Raw genomic sequence first — 18,671 nt, 5'->3', positions numbered from 1 at the left:
TAGTGGACTTCGCTCCCCCTCCTTACGATAAGTCAACATCGTCTCGATAACTCTCGCCGTGTTTCCTTTATCTCATACAGTGGGGCTCCAGTCCATACGCCGCTAAACGGGCGCTTGCGCTTTTCTTGTCTAGCTGCAGCGCCCAGCGACTAGTGAGACTTCCCTCACCGCCGTACGATAAGTCAACATCGGATCACTGCGCGTCTCCGTGTTTCCTTTATCTCCTGCGGCTCAGTCCAGTCCATACGTCGCTAAACGGGCGCTTGCGCTTTTCTTGTCTAGCTGCAGCGCCCAGCGTCTAGTGGACTTCGCTCCCCCTCCTTACGATAAGTCAACATCGTCTCGATAACTCTCGCCGTGTTTCCTTTATCTCATACAGTGGGGCTCCAGTCCATACGCCGCTAAACGGGCGCTTGCGCTTTTCTTTTGTTATGGGTGGAATGTTTAATGCACAAAAATTAAATATGATGAAACAAAATAGATAATAATTAAAAGGACAGATGGAAATGCATATGTGGTAGTTGAGCTGTACGTTTTTCTTATTAATGAGTACAGAACAATAACCGAAAGTACAGCAACTGCAGCAGCAGTAATTTGATTAACTGGTGAAACAAATGCAAGAATCCCACCCTGCTGATACAAGGCGTCAGTCCCTACTAAAATGAGCATATTAAAAAGATTACTACCTAATATTGAGCCGATTGCTAAATTATAATTTCGTAATTGGATAGCGATTAACACAGCAATTGCTTCAGGTAATGAAGTAGTTGCTGCAATGAGAAAGCTACCGACAAAGCTAGAGCCTAGTCCTGTAATAACAGCAATTTGATCACCTGTTATCGTTAAAAAAGATCCTGTCACTAAAATAGCTATAGCAGCTAATATAAATCCATAAATAGCTCTTTTTAAAGAAATAGCAGATGAATTCAGGTTGCTTTCTTCTTCTTCCGACTCAACACTAATTAATTGTTCTTTTTTGGAATGAATTGTAAGCACATACATTCCAATTGCATATATTAATACTATAATCAATGTGTCGATACCAATACCTAAAATAGTTATGTTTAGCTGTATCGTTAAAGCTAAAAGTGTCGTAACCGCTAATAATAAGCCAATGCTAGCCGTATAAAAATGTTCCCCTGAAGCTCCTTTAAATATCTGCTTCTTCCGATAATACAAGTCAAAGCTAGCTAGAATAAGCAAGTTAAACATATTACTGCCTAGAACGTTTCCAATAGCAATATCTGGGTTATCGAGCATAATTGCAGAAATACTTGTCGTAACTTCAGGTAAAGAGGTTGCACCTGCAAGAAAAATAGTTCCAACCATTAACCCACCTAATGCCGTTTTCTCACTAAGCGCATCAGCATAAGTAGAAAGCTTAATCGCTGAGATAACTGTGACAACTGCACATAAGAAAAATATAAAAAATACCATAAGTTTCCCCTCTCTATTCTTTTATGAACACAAAAAAGACCCTTTTATGAGAGTTTACCCGCAAATCAAACTCTCATAAAAAGGTCTTGCGTACTTTGTCTACCAAATTATGACAAAGCTTAATGAACCGAGTGGAAGTCCACTGTAATGACGACTCATTAACCTGTGAAGGTCGCTACTCCCCTTTTTAGGACGTATGTGATTTAAACTAAATTTAACATGGGAGAACTTATCCGTCAACAAAAAAATCTTTGGAATGGCAACCAAAGATTTTCAAACCGATTTTTTATACCAATGCTCTGAAATGTAAGCATCGACTAACGAATCAAGATGCTTAATTTGCTGTAATGCCTTTTCATTACTTATTGACCTATAGTGATGTTCACCATTCGGTTCCTCATCTAATTCATCAGCAAGAGCTACAACTTTTTGCAAACTATCTAATTCTAATTGTCCTTTTGGTAAATATGAATCAGTATGAAGTAATATAGCTAAAGCAATTTGCTTCGCTTTACGTGGATCTTCTCCAAGTCGAACTAAAAGCTTGTGAGCACGTTCTGCACCTTTAATCGCGTGAATATCATTTTCTGTATAGAGGTCAAAATCCCATTGACCATTTTTATACCAAGTGTAGTGTCCGATGTCATGAAGAAAGGCGGCTTTTGTTGCTAAATCAGGATTAACATCATATTTTTTTGAAAGCTTGAGAGCATGAAAAGCAGTCGCGATCGCATGGGCTAATCCAGAACGCTTTACATATTTTTGAGTAATAGGATGGCTGTAAATTTCTAATAATGTTACATTTCTCATATATCCTTTCCCTCCTCATGTGAGATCATCTCTTACAGATTCAAGGTATTTTTTCTATTATATTGAGGAAGGACTTCTTTTGCAACCCTTAATTAAACTATTGACAAAAAAGTCTAACTAAAAAAGTGGATCAGACCTCATATTAGTGCTTTTTTGTTAGTTCTTTATCCAATGGTCATCCGCTTTTGATAACGTTATAATTTGTTGGGAGGAATTTTTTATGTACATAACAATTGAAGAATTAGCAGAATATTTAGCTTTACCCACAGAATATTTATATGATCAAATTCGTAAAGGAAATATTAAAGCTGTTTTTGACGGTTCAAAGTATTTAGTAAATAAACATCAATTTAAATGGCATAAACAACAGCTTGATCTTAAGTTTGAAGAACTGAAAAGAGAGGCATTGGAAGATATTCCAGAAGATATTGATGTTAAAGATGAGGATTAAGACATACATATTAAAAAAGGACAAATCCTAAGAAGCAAAGGCTTGAAAGGCGTGAGATGATGGGGAAAAAATTATTTTGGCTAATTTGTATTCAAATGGTGGTTATTACTTTATTTTGGTCTGTTCAAGGGATAAGTGCTGAAGTAAAAGAAGAAAAGTCAATTCAATACCATTCAGTGAAGGAAGTCATAAAGAAAGACTTGAACGTTCCACCACGTATGGCTCGGTTTGTCTTTGATTCAGGATATACGTTTGAGTACCCTGATGCGGTTAGAGGCATTTACGTAACAGGGAATTCAGCTGGTGGAGAGAGGATGAGTAGCTTAATACAGTTAATGGAGTCTACAGATCTCAATGCTATGGTTATCGATATTAAAGATGATTACGGTCATTTAACCTATCGACCAGCGGAAGATTCACCATTTTATAACATTTCACAAAACTATATTAAAGACACAGTAAAGCTTATGCAAACTTTGGAAGAAAAGCAAATTTACCCAATTGCGCGAATCGTTGTATTTAAAGACACCATTTTGGCGGAAAAGAAACCCGAATTATCTTTTAAAACACCAGGAGGTAAGGTTTGGAAAAATCGACGAGGGGATGCATTTGTAAATCCTTTTTTAAAAGAAGTTTGGGATTATAATGTCGCAATCGCTGAAGAAGCGGCAAAAATGGGCTTTCGAGAAATTCAGTTTGATTACGTTCGGTTTCCAGAAGGTTTTGAGCGTAGAGATGAAGAGTTAAAATACAGTGTTGGGGAATATGAAGGTGGCAATGGTGATAATGTACAAAAGCGCGTGTCGGCAGTAACAGATTTTGTTGCTTATGCTAAAGAGCAACTCGAACCCTATGGTGTTGATGTATCTGTAGATATTTTTGGCTATTCAGCAACGATCCCTGAAGCTCCTGGAATAGGACAAAACTTCTCAAAAATTGCTAGTAACGTTGATGTCATCTCGTCGATGATTTATCCAAGCCATTGGACCTCGTATTTTGGTATTAATAAACCAGATTTATTTCCGTACGAGCTCGTTGATGCTTATGCAAAAGTAGAAAACGAATTATTAGGCACATTAGAATCGCCACCCACTTCAAGACCTTGGATTCAAGACTTTACAGCAAGCTGGTTAGGGGCAGGGAATTTTAAAAAGTATAGTAAAGCAGAAGTTGAAGCACAGATTAAAGCGTTAAAAGATAATGGTATTAATGAATATCTCTTATGGAATGCCGGTAATCGATATACATCAGGCGTAAATTATACTCCATAAACTTACGAGTATGTGAAAATGATGAACGAGATGTACATGATGATCGCTTTTGATATAGAGGGGAAAAAGTAAAAGTTAATGGAGTTAAATCAAAAGAGCTTCTCCCATCAATATTGTTGATGGAAAAGCTCTTTATTTGTGTGTTAGCTATGTAAATTAAATGTAAAAACATACAAATTTACAGGTTTAACTTTGTGATATATACCCGTTACTCTTAGCGGGTAACCAATTTATGTATCATTTCTTGCCTCCAACTTTTTTCCAACCAGTTTGAACACTTGATGATTTGAGTTTAAACTTGTCAACACTACCGCGCCCAAATATTTTCATACCGAATAAATTTGTTATTGTACCCATTAAAGCAGTAAGACCGATGATACATAGTGAAAGTAAAATAAAATCGATAACAAAGTTACCCATGAGAATCCTCCTATTAATGAATGCCTCTTACCATTTATTGTACAGAACTAACGTAAAAATTGAAAGGGATTTCACTAAAAAGTAAGATGCATTATTTTTTCAATCCTTTACTGTACTAACAAAAAAGGAAGGATAACTATAATACATGAGGAAATGCCGGTATTTATATAAGAAAGCGAATAGATGGAGAGTATTGGGTAAATATAAAAAAATGTTGGTAAGAATCCCCTCTAAGTGCCGTTTATTGTGTCATCATTCTTGCATATAATAAAGAGACTAAGGACAAATGGAGGTCATAGTCAAGTGAATTGGTATGAGAAACTCAATCAGTATTTTCCAATTGAAGAAATGAAATCGAAGGAACACATGGAACTACTATTAGCAGAGAAATCCGAAATTTATTTTAAAGATGAAAGCGAAGACCACGTGTTAATGTATGTAGAAATGGATGACTTTATTTTTATCGATTACTTGTTCGTATCAAAAAATGCCAGAGGAAAAGGAACAGGAAAAAAATTAATTGATAAATTGAAAAAGAAAGGAAAACCGATTATTCTTGAAGTAGAACCAATTGATTATGAAGATACAGATACTCAAAAAAGGCAACGATTTTACGCAAGAGAGGGCTTTAAGCATGCTGAGTCCATTGGCTATCGCCGCCGCTCATTGGCAACGAACCAAATTAATGAGCTAGAAATATTATATTGGTCGCCAACAAACGAATCAGAAGAAAGTATTTATGAGAAGATGAAAAAAACGTATGAAACCATTCACACTTACAAAGACAAACAGTTGTATGGGCAGGCCTACAGCCCAGTAGATGATGTATTAACATTTGATGAAGAAGTTGTAGAACAACAAGATCAAATTTAAAATGCTATGTAAGGTGGTGATAAGTGATGAAAGGGAGAGAGAAAAGTAAAAGAAAAAAGCGTGAGCTCTTAAAGGAGTTGCTCCGTAGAAAATTAAGAAACTTAAAAGAAGCTCCAAAACGCCGACCCGCCACCAATACGAAAACAATCGCATAGTAATTATTATGTAGTAGCCTTCTTTCTCTAATCGGAAACAAGGCTGCTTTTTTTAGATAGGCTCTTTTCTAAAAGATTGGTGCTTTTAGCTATTGAACCGTTAACCAAGCGAAAGTTTGGTTCTTCACGCTTTAGCGTGAAGCCTTTGAACATAAATAAGCCAGATGGACAAATGAATTTGTCCATTAGGCTTATTTATGTTCAAAAAACGGTCCAATAGCAACAAAGTTTACGAAAACAGCTTTTAGATAAGAATGTAAAATTTCTAGGATGGCTAGCGCAAGCCACCCATCAACTAGCGATTTATGTATTTATGTTAATGTTTCTTGCCTTTTTTGCATCTTCCTTTCTTTTCTTAGGTCAAAGGCGTAATAAATGACAGGGATCAGTATCAACGTAATAAAAGTGGCGATACTCAAGCCGAACACGATGACGATCGCCATCGGTTGTTGGATTTCTGTTCCTTCTCCGAATCCTAACGTCAGTGGAATCAAACCGAGAATTGTCGTTAAAGCGGTCATTAAAATCGGGCGTAAGCGTGTCGGGCCCGCTTCAATAATAGCATCAAAACTAGAATAACCATTTTGCTTTAATGTATTAATATAATCAATCAATACGATTGCGTTATTAACGACGATCCCCGTTAAAATTAAGATACCTACTAGTGAACCTACACCAAAAGGTTGAAAGGTGACTAAAAGTCCAAATATAATCCCAATCATTGTAACTGGAACACTAAACATAATAATAAAAGGATAAAAGAGTGATTCGAATCGAGCGGCCATGACCATATATACTAAAACGATGGCAAGAGATATTGCGCCTGCTAATTTAAAAAAAGCATCGTTCATTTGCTCATTTTGACCACCAAAACTAATACGGTAACCTGTAGGAAGAAGCGGTGCAATTTCTTCATTTAACACTTCCTCAATATCATTAATAATACTTCCTAAATCTCGATTTAAAATAGAAGCAGATATGGTTACTTCACGTAGTCGGTCTGCACGTCGAATCGTACTAGGCCCCTGATCTCTAGTAATCGTAGCAACCGCTTCAAGAGGAATTCTTTCGCCTGTCGGAATATTGATAAGTAATTGACCAAGTTCTTCAACAGAAGAGGTGTAGGTTTCTTCGATCACTAAACGAACATCAAGTTCCTCTCCATCTCTGGCTAACCGTGTAGCAGTCATTCCTCGAGTCGCATTATTTACAGCACTAGCGATTTGTGCACTACCTATCCCATAATTAACAGCCTGGTCTCGATCAACGGCCACCGTAATTTCAGGACTTCCAACGGCAAAATTGGATGAAGGCTCACGAACACCTTCAACGGTAGAAATAAGACGAATGACTTCATTGGATAACTGATATAATGTCTGTAAGTCACGCCCTTTGATCGTAATCGAAATCGGACTTTCGGTAAAGCCCGTATCACTAGCGGATACTGAAATTTTAGCGCCGGGAATGTCTTGTAAAAGGTCGCGGATTTCTTCTGCGACGATTAAATCACTTTTTGTTCGCTTGCCAGGTTCAATTAATAAAATACTGTAGGATGCGCGATTCGTTTGCGTACCAGCGCCAATCGTAAAATTATCCGTACCACCGACAGTGACATAGATTAAATCAATTTCTGAAAGGTGTTTAATTTTTTCTTCAATTTCACTTGCAACTTTCTCTGTAATTTCAAGAGAGCTCCCGGCAGGAAGTCTTGCGTCAATATTAATAAAGCTTTGGTCTTGCGCTGGTAAGAATTCTGTTCCGATAAAAGGAATACCAATAAAAGAGAGAGCAAATAAAATAAACGTTCCAAGCATAGTAGTTTTTGGTCGCTTCAATGCTTTAGTTAACATTCTTTTATAAAATAAAGATAATCGTTGAAATCTTTCCTGAAAAAAGGAGGTTTCTTCGGTTACTTTCATTAGAGTAGATGATAATAAAGGGACAATAATCAGTGCAGTAAATAAAGAAGCTAACAGGGAAAAGGCGACAGTTAATGCCAGTGGCTTAAATAACTGTGCAGCTAAGCCTTCTACAAAAATAATCGGTAAAAAAACGACAATAGTAGTGAGTGTCGATGCGATGATTGCACCACCAATTTCACTCGTCCCCTCGATTGCGGCCTCTTTAATTGACAGTCCTTTTTGCCGTAGGCGATAAATATTTTCTAAAATAACGATTGCATTATCAACCATCATCCCCACACCAAGAGCCAGACCTCCGAGTGTAAGTACATTTAAGGTTTGCCCGCTAAAATACATAAACAAAAATGTTGTGATAATTGATATCGGTATAGAAAATCCAATGATCATTGTGCTTCTTACATTACGTAAAAATAAGTATAGGACCGTACCGGCTAAAATACTTCCAAGGACAATATTCCACGCTACAGCTCGAATGGATTGTTCTATGAACTGACTTTGATCAAAAATGGTTCGAATTTGAACTTCAGGTGGCAGCAACTCTTCTAGTTCTTCTAACTGATGTTTCAAATTTCTCGCAACTGTGACTGTGTTAGTACCGGATGCCTTAAGAACGGAAATTCCTACACTTGGTTGACCATTTAAATAACTTGCTTGAGTAGTCGGCTTTAATGTTTCAACAACATCAACGATTTCAGACAAAGGAATGGTTCCTTCAATTGTTGGAATCGGTAATGATTTTATGTCGTATATAGAAGTGAATTGTCCAGTTATTCGAATCGGTAAATTTAAATTATAATCTATGAGCTGTCCACCCGGAAGGTTTAAATTTTCACTAGCGATAATTTGCTGCAGGTCTGTTAATGTCAAACCATAAACTATTAAACGATTGGGATCAACATGGAGCTGAATTTCCTGCTCAGCTCCGCCTTCAATTTGAACAGAGGCTACGCCATCTACCGAATCTAACATAGGTTCAATGTCGTTCTCGGCTAGCTTTTTCGCTTCGGTAATATTTCCGTCTGGGGTACTAACGGCTAGTTGCACAATTGGAAGCAGACTTGGATCAAATCGAAGAACTTGAGGTGTAGGAACTTCATTCGGTAATCCCTCCCGTATCATATCGATTCGTTCACGCATATTTAACGTTGCAAAATCCATATCTGTACCCCAATTAAAGGCAACGAGGATTAAAGCTCCTCCAGTCCTAGACGTAGAAGTAACGGATTCCACACTCGGTAAACTAGACATCATTTCTTCGATTGGTTGTGTAATGAGTTTTTCGATCTCCTCAGGACCAGCACCCTCATAAGTAGCTGTAACTGCAACAATGGGAAAACTTAGTTCAGGAAACAAGTCGACAGGTAAATCCTTTAATGAAACAATGCCAAGAATGATCACGAGGCAAATGACCATCCCCATAGCAACTGGCCTTAGAACTGACAGTTTTGCAATTTTCATTTTGTGTTTCACTCGCTTCGTATTGTAATTTGTGCACCTTCTGTTAACCGTTCTTTTCCTGTTGTTACAATTGAATCATTTACTTCAATTCCTTCTAGAACTTCAATTAGGTTGCCCTCTCGTGAGCCTAGCTCAACGGGTTGCCGTTTGACAGTCGTATCAAAGACTTTGTAAACGAATGTATCATTGTCCTCATATAATATACTATCAACTGGGATAACAACGGCTTTTTCAATCACCCCTAAATCAACCAATGCAGTAGCGCGCATTCCACCTTTTATTATCGCATCTGGGTTTTCAATCTCTGATTCAATAGTGAATGTATTCGTATTTGGATTAACAACAGGTGAAACGGTTGAAATTTTATTTTCGTACGTTTCATTTAGTCCGTTAATCATGATTTCAACGTCCATTCCTGGTTGAAGTTTTGAAATTTGAAAACTGTTTGCTGAAAACGTAGCAACAGCAGGATTTAAATTGACGATTGTTGCCATTGGAGAATTAGGAACAGCAGTTTGACCAACTGTGACGTTCATTTGAGCAATTGTACCAGAGATCGGGGCAGTCACTTGAGTAGCTTGTAATCCGAGCTCTGCTTGACGTACATTTTTCTTTGCTGTTTCTAATTGCATTTGTAATTCTAGTGTATTAATAGTAGGCACTTGTTGGACATTTCCAGCAGCTTGTGTTAATTCTGCTTGTTTGAGGCTTAATTCCAGCGAACTACGAATCGTTTGAAGTAAGGCAACATCTTCATTTTCTTCGTTTAATTGTTCTAATGTATTTCTCGTTTCGTTTAATGATTGTTCAAGGTCTTGTTGAAGTGCTCGTAACCTTTCTATTTCGTTTTGTGCGGTTTGATTTAACTCTTCTGCCTGACTAAGAGCATTTTCTAATTTTGTAACGGCATTTTTGGCTTGATTAACTTGCTCTCGTGCTAATTCTGCATTTAAAGTAATTAACAATTCTCCTTTTTTTACATTTTCACCTACGTTTTTATGAACTTCTATTACTTCCAAAGGTGAGACCGTAAAGAGAGGTACCTGTTCTTTCGGTAACACTTGTCCAGTTAACTTTAAAGATTGTCGTAGGTTCGTCTGAGTTGCTTGTTCAACAGACACTAAAATAGATTGCCTCTTAGCACTATCGCTCGTAATATCATCTGTCCCACAACCGGTAAAGAAGAGTATGAGAAAAAATAAAGGGATGTACTTTATTTTTATGCAATTGTCCATGGTGGTCACTCCTAAGAATAAATAGAAAAAAAGAGTACTTTAATATGATGTGACAATCATGTAACAACTATGTTATTTTCATTTCATTTTTCTAATTAAGAAGGAAGAAGTAGAAATGATAAGGAAGTTTAGTTACGGATATTTTGGGGAAAAGCACTATAAACTAGCCTGTTTCTTCAATGAGCACGTTGTATAATTTATGTACATTTAATTTTAAATGGGGGTATTCAATTTAGAATTATTATTGTATAATGCTTAATGTAAGTAAAAAATAAATTGCAAATGATGTTGATATACATTGTTGAAGGGAGATGTCCATTTATGGTAACCCTATTAACATCACCGAGTTGTACATCTTGTAGGAAAGCGAAAGCTTGGTTAGAAGAACATAATATTCCTTTTCAGGAAAGAAATATTTTTGCTGCACCATTATCCATTGACGAGGTGAAAGAAGTCGTAAGAATGACAGAAGACGGAACCGATGAAATCATATCTACGCGTTCTAAAGTCTTTCAAGATCTTGATGTCGAATTAGAGGCATTACCACTACAAACTTTATTTAAGTTAATTAGTGAAAACCCTGGCTTACTTCGCCGCCCAATCATTTTTGATGATAAACGTTTACAGGTTGGATATAATGAAGCAGAAATCCGTCGTTTCTTACCTAGAAAAGTAAGAACCTTTCATTTATTGGAAGCGCAAAAGATGGTCAACTAAAAAGAAAAAGAGGCTGAACAATCAATCAGCCTCTTTTTCTTTTCAAAGAATAAGAAAATATAAATTTCGAGGTTGTCTAGCTGCAGGTGTCATCGGCTCGAGGTCGCTTCGGTCCATCAAACGTGTCCAAAAGTCAGGACACTAATTGCTGGCCCTCCAGCGCTTGTCGCCGATAAGCAGACACCTTCCGCTTTTCTTGTCTAGCTGCAGCACCCACCGACTAGCGAGACTTCCCTCACCTCTGTACGATAAGTCAACATCGGATCGCTGGCGCTTCTCCGTGTTTCCTTTATCTCCTGCGGTTCAGTCCAGTCCGTACGTCGGTGAACGGGCGCTTCCGCTTTTTTCTAATATTTTGTAGAAATATTTGACCATAGACCGCGTCGATTGAAATATCCGGCTAAAAGAACACCAATAATAACAGCGACTTGAAAAGCTGTCGTTATAATGGGGTGACTTTCGAATAAAGGCGATAACTGTTCTTCGTGGGTAATCATTCTCCCTGATGTGTAAGCAAGAATGCCTGCACCGATGTAGATGACGAATGGAAAACGTTCAAAAATAAAGAGGATAAGCTTACTTCCTAAAATAATAATCGGTACGGAAACGATTAAGCCAAAAATAACGAGAGCTGGATAACCATGTGCAGCTCCTGCTACAGCAATTACATTATCTACACCCATAATGAAGTCAGCAATAAGAATAGCTTTAACTGCACTAAAGATATTTGTCCCACTATGTACAGTGTGCTCGTTATCGATTTGTGAAATAAGATCATAAGCGATATAAATTAACAGAGCCCCACCAATGGCAAGTAAAAAAGGGATTTGGAGAAGTTGAACAGCTACTAAAGTTAATGCAATTCGGATGAATAGAGCTAAGCTGATGCCTAGCATAATGGCTTTGTTCCGTTGCTCTTTTGGAAGATTTCTACAAGCTAAAGCAACGACAATTGCATTATCTCCGCCTAAAATAATATCAATACCAATAATGGTTAGTAGGGAAATAAAAAATTCAATATCCATATTAAACAATCATCCTTATCTGTTTCATTGACAAAACAAACCGTAATCGCTCATAATAAATATTTAATAATAAGCATAGCCTGATAATAGTAGTTGAATGGTTGTCTTATTGCTAGTCTATACGTCAAATGAATAGTTCAGAACAGAAAGTTGATTGGGCTGACGTACAATTCTGAAAAAAAAATTAAATTGTCCCTTTTTTTAATTTCCAATTCCGATCATTTTATCATACAATAGGAGTAACATAGATAAACTCTAACTTACATTACACCCTCAATGAGTAGTTGAAAATAAGTAAGTATTACGTCGTTTGGTAGCTATGAATATCAATTAGAAGGTTTCCTTCGATTGATAATGTCTGGAGGGAGAGAGTTATGGAAATCGAAAGAGTAAATGATTCTACAATTAAGTTTTATATTACGTATAAGGATATTGAGTCCCGCGGATTTGATCGGGATGAGATATGGTATAATCGCGAAAGAGGCGAAGAACTCTTTTTTGAAATGATGAGTGAAGCACATGATCGAGAAGAATTTGAGCTTGAGGGGCCGTTGTGGATCCAAGTACAAGCCTTAGATAAAGGGTTGGAGATTGTTGTTACAAGAGGACAAATCTCTGATGGTCATGTAAAGTTAGAAATTCCAGTTTCAAATGATAAAGTGGCTGATATTCCAGTCGATCAAAACATTGTCGAAATGTTAGATGCTCAGTTTGGTAATGGAAATCCTGAGGAAGAGCTTGAAGAAGACTATAATGAGTTACTTGAACTTGTTATCGGTTTCGAAGATTTTGAAGATCTGATCGCACTAAGTCACAGCTTTGTACCAGAAGGGATGGAGAACCAACTTTATCATTTTGAGGGGAGATATTACCTTCATGTTGTCTTTAATGACGAACGGTATGATGAAGATGAGCAAGATGATATGCTAAGTCAGATTTTAGAATTTGGCTATGAATCTGAAATTACAATTTATCGTATTCAAGAATACGGGAAATTAGTAATGAAAAATGATGCATTAACAACAGTACGTAATTACTTTAATTTAAACCACTCCTCAAAAAATGAGTGATCGTAGTTAAGAGTTTTAATGAGGCCGACTCATAAGTATCTTTGCTTCTCGCATATGATAATATATAAGAAGTCATCTTCTATGTGTTATTATATCGACATTGAAGCCATATGCTTACTTGAGTCAGCCTCTTTCATTTTTGTTAAGCAGTAATTAAAGTTCTATAGTAATAAATAGATAGTAAAATGAAATAATTGGTATATGTGTCTCTTAAATATTATTCCCAGACTTTTTGAACAACTTTTTTAAGGAGATTAGCCATGAAAACAAGGATAAATGTTATTGCTTTTTTACTGTTGATCATTGGTGTCCTCTATTTGTTTAGAGACTACTGGGAAGGCTGGATAGTTGGCGCATTTAGTATTTTATTTTCGCTGTCTGTTCTGTTTATAGCTATTGTCATCTTTTTCGAGAACCGTCATCCAACAAAGACGCTCACTTGGTTAATGGTTCTTGGTGTATTTCCTGTCGTTGGCTTTTTCTTTTATCTTATGTTTGGACAAAATCATCGAAAAAAACGCTCGTTTATTCAAAAAGCAATTCAAGATGAACAAGCATTTGAAAATATCGAAGGAAATCGCCAAATTGATGAATTCCGGCTTGGAAAAATGGGGGGACACCAACAATTATTATTTCGATTAGCTCATCGGTTGGTGAATAACCCAATATCATTTTCAACAGAAACGAAAGTTTTAACTGATGGAAAAGAAACATTTGCACATATTCTACAAACATTGAAAATGGCGAAGCGTCACATTCACCTCGTCTATTATATTGTTCGTCATGACGAGGTCGGCCAGGAAATAAAGGAAATCCTTATCTCTAAAGCTCAGGAAGGTGTAAAGATTCGTTTTTTATATGATGCGGTTGGGAGCTGGAAGCTTTCAAAAAAGTACATACAAGAACTCCGGGAAGCTGGAGTTGAAATGCGGCCTTTTGCTCCTGTTAAACTACCGTTTTTGACTCATAAGATTAATTATCGTAATCATCGGAAAATTGTCGTAATAGATGGGCATGTCGCTTTTGTCGGTGGCTTAAATATTGGAGATGAATACTTGGGAAGAGATCAGTATTTCGGCTATTGGCGGGATACACATTTATATGTTAGAGGTGAAGCGGTTCGAACACTTCAACTGATCTTTTTAAAGGATTGGTATTATGTTACAAAGGAAGCGGTATTAGACCCAGAATACTTTTCACCCGTCCTTGTTGATCGAAATGATGATGGTGGTGTACAAATGATCGCTAGTGGGCCGGATTCACGCTGGGAGGTAATTAAGAAGCTGTTCTTTTCGATGATCGTTTCTGCTAAAAAATCAATTTGGATCGCTTCCCCGTATTTTATCCCTGATGAAGACATTTTAAGTGCATTAAGGATTGCGGCTTTAAGTGGTGTAGATGTTCGAATTTTAGTACCCAATCGTCCTGATAAACGGATCGTTTTTTATGCTTCCCGCTCCTACTTCCCAGAATTATTAGAAGCAGGGGTTAAAATTTATGAGTATAATCGCGGATTTATGCATAGCAAAATCGTTATTATTGATAATGAGATTGCTTCGATTGGAACTGCAAATATGGATATGCGTAGTTTCCATCTTAATTTCGAAGTGAATGCTTTTTTATATCGTACGAAAAGTGTGACTACCCTTGTAAGTGATTATATTTTTGATTTGGAACACTCTAATCAAATCGACGATGAAATTTTTAGAAAGCGATCGATTGTACAACGATTGCTAGAGTCAACTTGTAGATTATTAAGTCCATTATTGTAAAAGGCTTTCTTTATAAAGAAGGTCTTTTTTGAAAATTAATTGCTGGCCCTCCAGCGCTTGTCGCCGATAAGCAGACACCTTCCGCTTTTCTTATTTGTAAAAATATTGTTAAGACTGAAGGAGTTTCGCTTTTTTAGTAGAATGTAGAAGGCAGAAATGAAAGGAGTGGATGCCTTTGCTCGTTGCACACACGGAAGACCGACAGAGAATTAGTTTAGTAAGTGGCTGGACCAAGGAACAATTAGAAATGTTACGCCAAAAACATCGTTTTATCTGTCCGCTTTGTAAGAAATCTGTGAGGCTAAAACTAGGAACGAAACGAAGATGGCATTTTGCTCATATGGAAGAAAAGGAATGCTCCATCAAGCTAGAAGCCGAATCAGATTATCATCTGCAAGGAAAAGAACAACTTTTTCATTGGCTAATTGATCAAAAAATCCAAACTTTGCTTGAACCCTATTTACCATCGATTAAGCAAAGACCAGACATCTTTATACATTATGAAGAACGGTATTACGCAATAGAATATCAATGCTCACCGATCCCGCTTTCTATTTTCGAAAAACGAACGAGGAGTTATTTAGAAAAAGACATATTACCGATATGGATCTACGGTGGAAATCGCCTCACACGAAAGTCTTCAGCACTTTTCTCCTTATCTCCCATCGAATGGGCAGCGCTCCAGCCACATGCAAGCCTCCAGCAAAACTATCTTCATTATTTTTGTGCAAATACTCAACAATTTTTTTCGTTAACAAATGTTCTATCTCTTTCATCACAAACAGCCTTTTCTCCATTAAAAACTGAACGAATTACAGACGTCTCTTTCGTATCATTATTAGGTAAAGCGCTAGTTTATGATGATACTTGGAAGGCAACATGGCTTACGATTAAAAAGAAATGGCGGTACAATGTGACACCATATTCAGGAAGACTCCAACAGTATTTTAATCAATATTGCTATCAGCGAAAAATATCTCCTTTCTTATATCCCATTGAAGCAGGGTGGCCAACGAAACACCATCAATGGCTAGAAACAGCTCCTCATATTTGGCAAACATACCTCCTCATTCACCTGACAGCTTATCCGATTCACACCCGTTTTACCTTTCAAGATGTATTTCGTTTTTTTAAAGGGTTAATCGAACGAAAACTATGTAGTTGCAGAACGCTTCCGTATTATCATGGACATTATTCTTATGCGGTTATGTCTTATTTACAACTTTTAATAAACACTGGATTTTTAAAAAGAACTGGAAATAAAGAATTTTTTAGAGTAAAAGAGATACAATATCCACAGTCCATTGATGAGGCAATCGTAAGAGACGAAGCATTTATAAAGAGCATCAAAATAAATTAAATATTATTATGTAAATAAAGGAATGTTATTATCGATATCGAACGTATATTAAGTAGAAATACAAAAAGAGAGACATTGGAGGTACATGTATGCAAAAATCTACAAAGTCATTACCGAAGCGTGAGGAAATTGCAAAGGAATTAACTTGGGACTTAGAAGCAATTTTTGCAACTGATGAAGATTGGGAAAAAGAGTTTACTAAAATTAGTAAAGACTTACCGAAATTAGTCCAGTTTAAGGGGACGTTAGGTCAATCCGCTGAACAGTTGTATCAGGCTTTACAGCAACAAGATGAACTTTCTCTGAAATTACATCAACTGTATACATATGCTCATATGCGATATGATCAAGATACAACCAATTCATTTTACCAAGGGTTAAATGATCGAGCTCAAGGCTTAGCAGCAAAAGTCGGGCAAACCGCATCATTTATGACTCCAGAAATATTATCGATTCCAGAAGAAACCCTTAATCAATTTATTGCTGAGCATGAAGGATTAAATCTTTATAAGCATGCATTAGAGGAGTTAAATGAAAGTCGCCCTCACGTATTAACCGAAGCAGAAGAAGCTATTTTAGCTCAAGCAGCTGAAGCGCTTAAAGCACCGAGCACAACGTTTGGAAGCTTAAACAATGCAGACTTGAAATTTCCTACGGTTACAGATGAAAACGGTGAAGATGTTGAGATTACTCATGGCCGCTTTATTCGTTTCTTAGAATCGCCAGACCAAAGAGTAAGAAGAGACGCATTCAAGGCAGTATATGAAACCTACGATAAATATAAAAATACATTTGCAAGTACGCTAAGTGGTCAAGTGAAAAAAGATATTTTTTATGCAAATGTACGTAAATACGAATCAGCAAGACAGGCAGCATTAAGTAAAAACCATATAGCTGAAGTTGTGTATGATCAATTAGTTTCAACCATTAATGATCACCTTCATTTACTACATCGTTATGTTGCTCTCCGTAAAAAAGTATTAGGTGTAGATGAGCTGCACATGTATGACTTGTATACACCACTTGTTAAAAACGTAAAAATGGAAGTACCTTACGAAGAAGCAAAAGACCTTGTATTAAAAGGGGTTGCTCCTTTAGGAGAAGAGTATGTAAATATTATTAAACAAGGTTATGAAAAGCGTTGGATCGACGTTGAGGAGAATGTAGGTAAGCGTAGTGGCGCATATTCCTCAGGGGCATACGGTACAATGCCGTATATATTAATGAACTGGCAGGATAATGTGAACAATCTATTTACATTAGCGCATGAAATCGGCCATTCACTACACAGTTATTACACGAGAGAGAATCAACCATATCCGTACGGCGATTATACGATTTTTGTCGCCGAAGTAGCTTCAACACTTAATGAAGCGTTACTCAATGATTACTTACTCAAAACGACAGATGACAAGAAGAAAAAGCTGTATTTATTAAATCACTTCTTAGAGGGCTTTAGAGGAACCGTATTTAGACAAACGATGTTTGCAGAGTTTGAGCAGCTCATTCATGAAAAAGCTGCTGCGGGTGAAGCGCTAACTCCTGAACTACTAACTAAAACGTATTATGATTTAAATGTAAAATACTTTGGAAATGACATAATAATTGATGAGGAAATCGGCTTAGAATGGGCACGTATCCCTCATTTCTATTACAACTTCTACGTCTATCAATATGCAACAGGCTATAGTGCAGCAACGGCATTATCTAAACAAATTTTAGAGGAAGGTCAACCAGCAGTCAATCGTTATTTAGAATTTTTAAAGGCCGGTAGTTCAGATTACCCGATCCAAGTTTTACAAAAAGCGGGGGTAGATATGACATCTGCAGAACCAATTAAGCAAGCGTGTGCTGTATTTGAACAAACGTTAACTGAAATGGAAAAGCTCCTGGAAAGTGAATAAATAAATGAAAAAAGGAAGCTGACACTATACAGTCGGCTTCCTTACTTGTACTTTATGATTTAAATTTAACGAAAGCCACGAAATCGATTTCGCTCATTATAAATACCTAACGTAAATACGACAGATATAAATAAAGCTGGGGCAGAAATGAAAAGCGGAAAAATATTCATTAAGCCTAAAACAAAAAAATAAAAGCTAATAATGATTAATATAACGCCGATGGTTAGTAAAATTTTTCTCATATGAGTCACCTCAGAGCATTATGAAACCTTCTTTAAAAATACTATGTAATTGTAGGATAAGACATGCTAGTTTTATAAAAATAAGACTTTTTTTTAATGGCTGTTGCTATTTGTTTTTTTGACTGAATCTAGGCGGATGTGTGACTCTCTATACTTTGCGTAAAACGTCAAAAAAGTAATTTTTAGAAAACGAAAACATGTGGCGATGCTGAGAACATTGAGGTTAAAGGGTTTTATTTTTTTTTAGGATATGTTAGATTATTATTGTGAAATAATTAGTTCTAAATATTTTCTCCCCCCTATTAAAGAAGAGACTGACATATTGCTTGTCAGCCTCTTTATTTTAGAGTAAGAATGTATAAATTTCGACAAGGTGTCATCGGCTCGAGGTCGCTTCGGTCCCATCAAACGTGTCCAAAAGACAGGACACGAATTGCTGGTCCTCCAGCGCTTGTCGCCGATAAGCAGACACCTTCCGCTTTTCACTGTCTAGCTCCAGCACCCACCGACTAGCGAGACTTCCCTCTCCGCCGTACGATAAGTCAACAT

Annotated in this window: 15 protein-coding genes; 8 read left to right on the top strand and 7 right to left on the bottom strand. The window is 36.8% G+C overall.

The genetic code is table 11. From position 1 onward, the window contains the following. Nucleotides 1-444: 444 nt before the first annotated feature. Together J0N78_RS25025 and J0N78_RS25020 are read right to left on the bottom strand one after the other, a co-directional pair. Nucleotides 445-1,437, bottom strand: a complete 993-nt coding sequence (locus J0N78_RS25025) for a sodium:calcium antiporter (RefSeq protein WP_209125801.1) — start codon at nucleotides 1,435-1,437, stop codon at nucleotides 445-447. A 273-nt stretch (nucleotides 1,438-1,710) separates the two neighbouring features. Then, a complete protein-coding gene (locus J0N78_RS25020) occupies nucleotides 1,711-2,247 on the bottom strand; it encodes an HD domain-containing protein (RefSeq protein ID WP_209125800.1) in 537 nt (178 codons plus the stop codon). Nucleotides 2,248-2,467: 220 nt separating this feature from the next. Here J0N78_RS25020 and J0N78_RS25015 point away from each other — a divergent pair, with 220 nt between their 5' ends. Next, entirely contained in the window at nucleotides 2,468-2,698 is a 231-nt protein-coding gene (locus J0N78_RS25015; protein WP_209125799.1) for an excisionase family DNA-binding protein, read from the top strand. A gap of 59 nt (nucleotides 2,699-2,757) precedes the next feature. Then, entirely contained in the window at nucleotides 2,758-3,969 is a 1,212-nt protein-coding gene (locus tag J0N78_RS25010; protein WP_209125798.1) for a putative glycoside hydrolase, read from the top strand. Nucleotides 3,970-4,206: 237 nt separating this feature from the next. On the opposite strand, the gene J0N78_RS25005 is transcribed toward J0N78_RS25010, so the two are convergent. After that, a complete protein-coding gene (locus J0N78_RS25005; protein ID WP_209125797.1) occupies nucleotides 4,207-4,389 on the bottom strand; it encodes a hypothetical protein in 183 nt (60 codons plus the stop codon). A 303-nt stretch (nucleotides 4,390-4,692) separates the two neighbouring features. On the opposite strand from J0N78_RS25005, the gene J0N78_RS25000 reads away from it, so the two are divergent. After that, nucleotides 4,693-5,262 (top strand): GNAT family N-acetyltransferase, encoded by a 570-nt coding sequence (locus J0N78_RS25000; RefSeq protein WP_209125796.1) that lies wholly within the window; start codon nucleotides 4,693-4,695, stop codon nucleotides 5,260-5,262. A 466-nt stretch (nucleotides 5,263-5,728) separates the two neighbouring features. Here J0N78_RS25000 and J0N78_RS24995 read toward each other — a convergent pair whose 3' ends face one another. Both J0N78_RS24995 and J0N78_RS24990 read right to left on the bottom strand, forming a co-directional pair. Then, a complete protein-coding gene (locus J0N78_RS24995) occupies nucleotides 5,729-8,797 on the bottom strand; it encodes an efflux RND transporter permease subunit (RefSeq protein ID WP_209125795.1) in 3,069 nt (1,022 codons plus the stop codon). Nucleotides 8,798-8,805: 8 nt separating this feature from the next. Next, complete coding sequence (locus tag J0N78_RS24990) at nucleotides 8,806-10,032, bottom strand: efflux RND transporter periplasmic adaptor subunit (RefSeq protein WP_209125794.1); 1,227 nt, start codon at nucleotides 10,030-10,032, stop codon at nucleotides 8,806-8,808. Between the two features lie 321 nt (nucleotides 10,033-10,353). On the opposite strand from J0N78_RS24990, the gene spxA reads away from it, so the two are divergent. Continuing rightward, on the top strand, nucleotides 10,354-10,749 hold the full coding sequence (gene spxA / locus J0N78_RS24985) for a transcriptional regulator SpxA (protein WP_209125793.1): 396 nt from the start codon (nucleotides 10,354-10,356) through the stop codon (nucleotides 10,747-10,749). Between the two features lie 347 nt (nucleotides 10,750-11,096). On the opposite strand, the gene J0N78_RS24980 is transcribed toward spxA, so the two are convergent. Further along, on the bottom strand, nucleotides 11,097-11,774 hold the full coding sequence (locus J0N78_RS24980) for a TerC family protein (RefSeq protein ID WP_209125792.1): 678 nt from the start codon (nucleotides 11,772-11,774) through the stop codon (nucleotides 11,097-11,099). A gap of 374 nt (nucleotides 11,775-12,148) precedes the next feature. On the opposite strand from J0N78_RS24980, the gene mecA reads away from it, so the two are divergent. The 4 genes from mecA (at nucleotide 12,149) to pepF (ending at nucleotide 17,880) form a co-directional block, all read left to right on the top strand. After that, nucleotides 12,149-12,844, top strand: coding sequence for an adaptor protein MecA (gene mecA / locus J0N78_RS24975; RefSeq protein ID WP_209125791.1), 696 nt, complete (start codon nucleotides 12,149-12,151; stop codon nucleotides 12,842-12,844). 260 nt (nucleotides 12,845-13,104) lie between these two features. Then, nucleotides 13,105-14,616: a cardiolipin synthase gene (cls, locus tag J0N78_RS24970; protein ID WP_209125790.1), complete on the top strand. Its 1,512-nt coding sequence runs from the start codon at nucleotides 13,105-13,107 to the stop codon at nucleotides 14,614-14,616. A gap of 175 nt (nucleotides 14,617-14,791) precedes the next feature. After that, complete coding sequence (locus tag J0N78_RS24965) at nucleotides 14,792-15,976, top strand: competence protein CoiA (RefSeq protein ID WP_209125789.1); 1,185 nt, start codon at nucleotides 14,792-14,794, stop codon at nucleotides 15,974-15,976. 89 nt (nucleotides 15,977-16,065) lie between these two features. After that, on the top strand, nucleotides 16,066-17,880 hold the full coding sequence (pepF, locus tag J0N78_RS24960) for an oligoendopeptidase F (protein WP_209125788.1): 1,815 nt from the start codon (nucleotides 16,066-16,068) through the stop codon (nucleotides 17,878-17,880). A gap of 65 nt (nucleotides 17,881-17,945) precedes the next feature. Here pepF and J0N78_RS24955 read toward each other — a convergent pair whose 3' ends face one another. Next, on the bottom strand, nucleotides 17,946-18,122 hold the full coding sequence (locus J0N78_RS24955; protein ID WP_209125787.1) for a hypothetical protein: 177 nt from the start codon (nucleotides 18,120-18,122) through the stop codon (nucleotides 17,946-17,948). Nucleotides 18,123-18,671: the final 549 nt, after the last annotated feature.

It is taken from the genome of Alkalihalobacillus sp. BA299 (assembly GCF_017745675.1).
Lineage (GTDB): Bacteria > Bacillota > Bacilli > Bacillales > Bacillaceae_F > Alkalihalobacterium.
The sequence above is the reverse complement of the archived record's forward strand: the minus strand, read 5'-3'. Positions and strand labels throughout refer to the sequence as shown.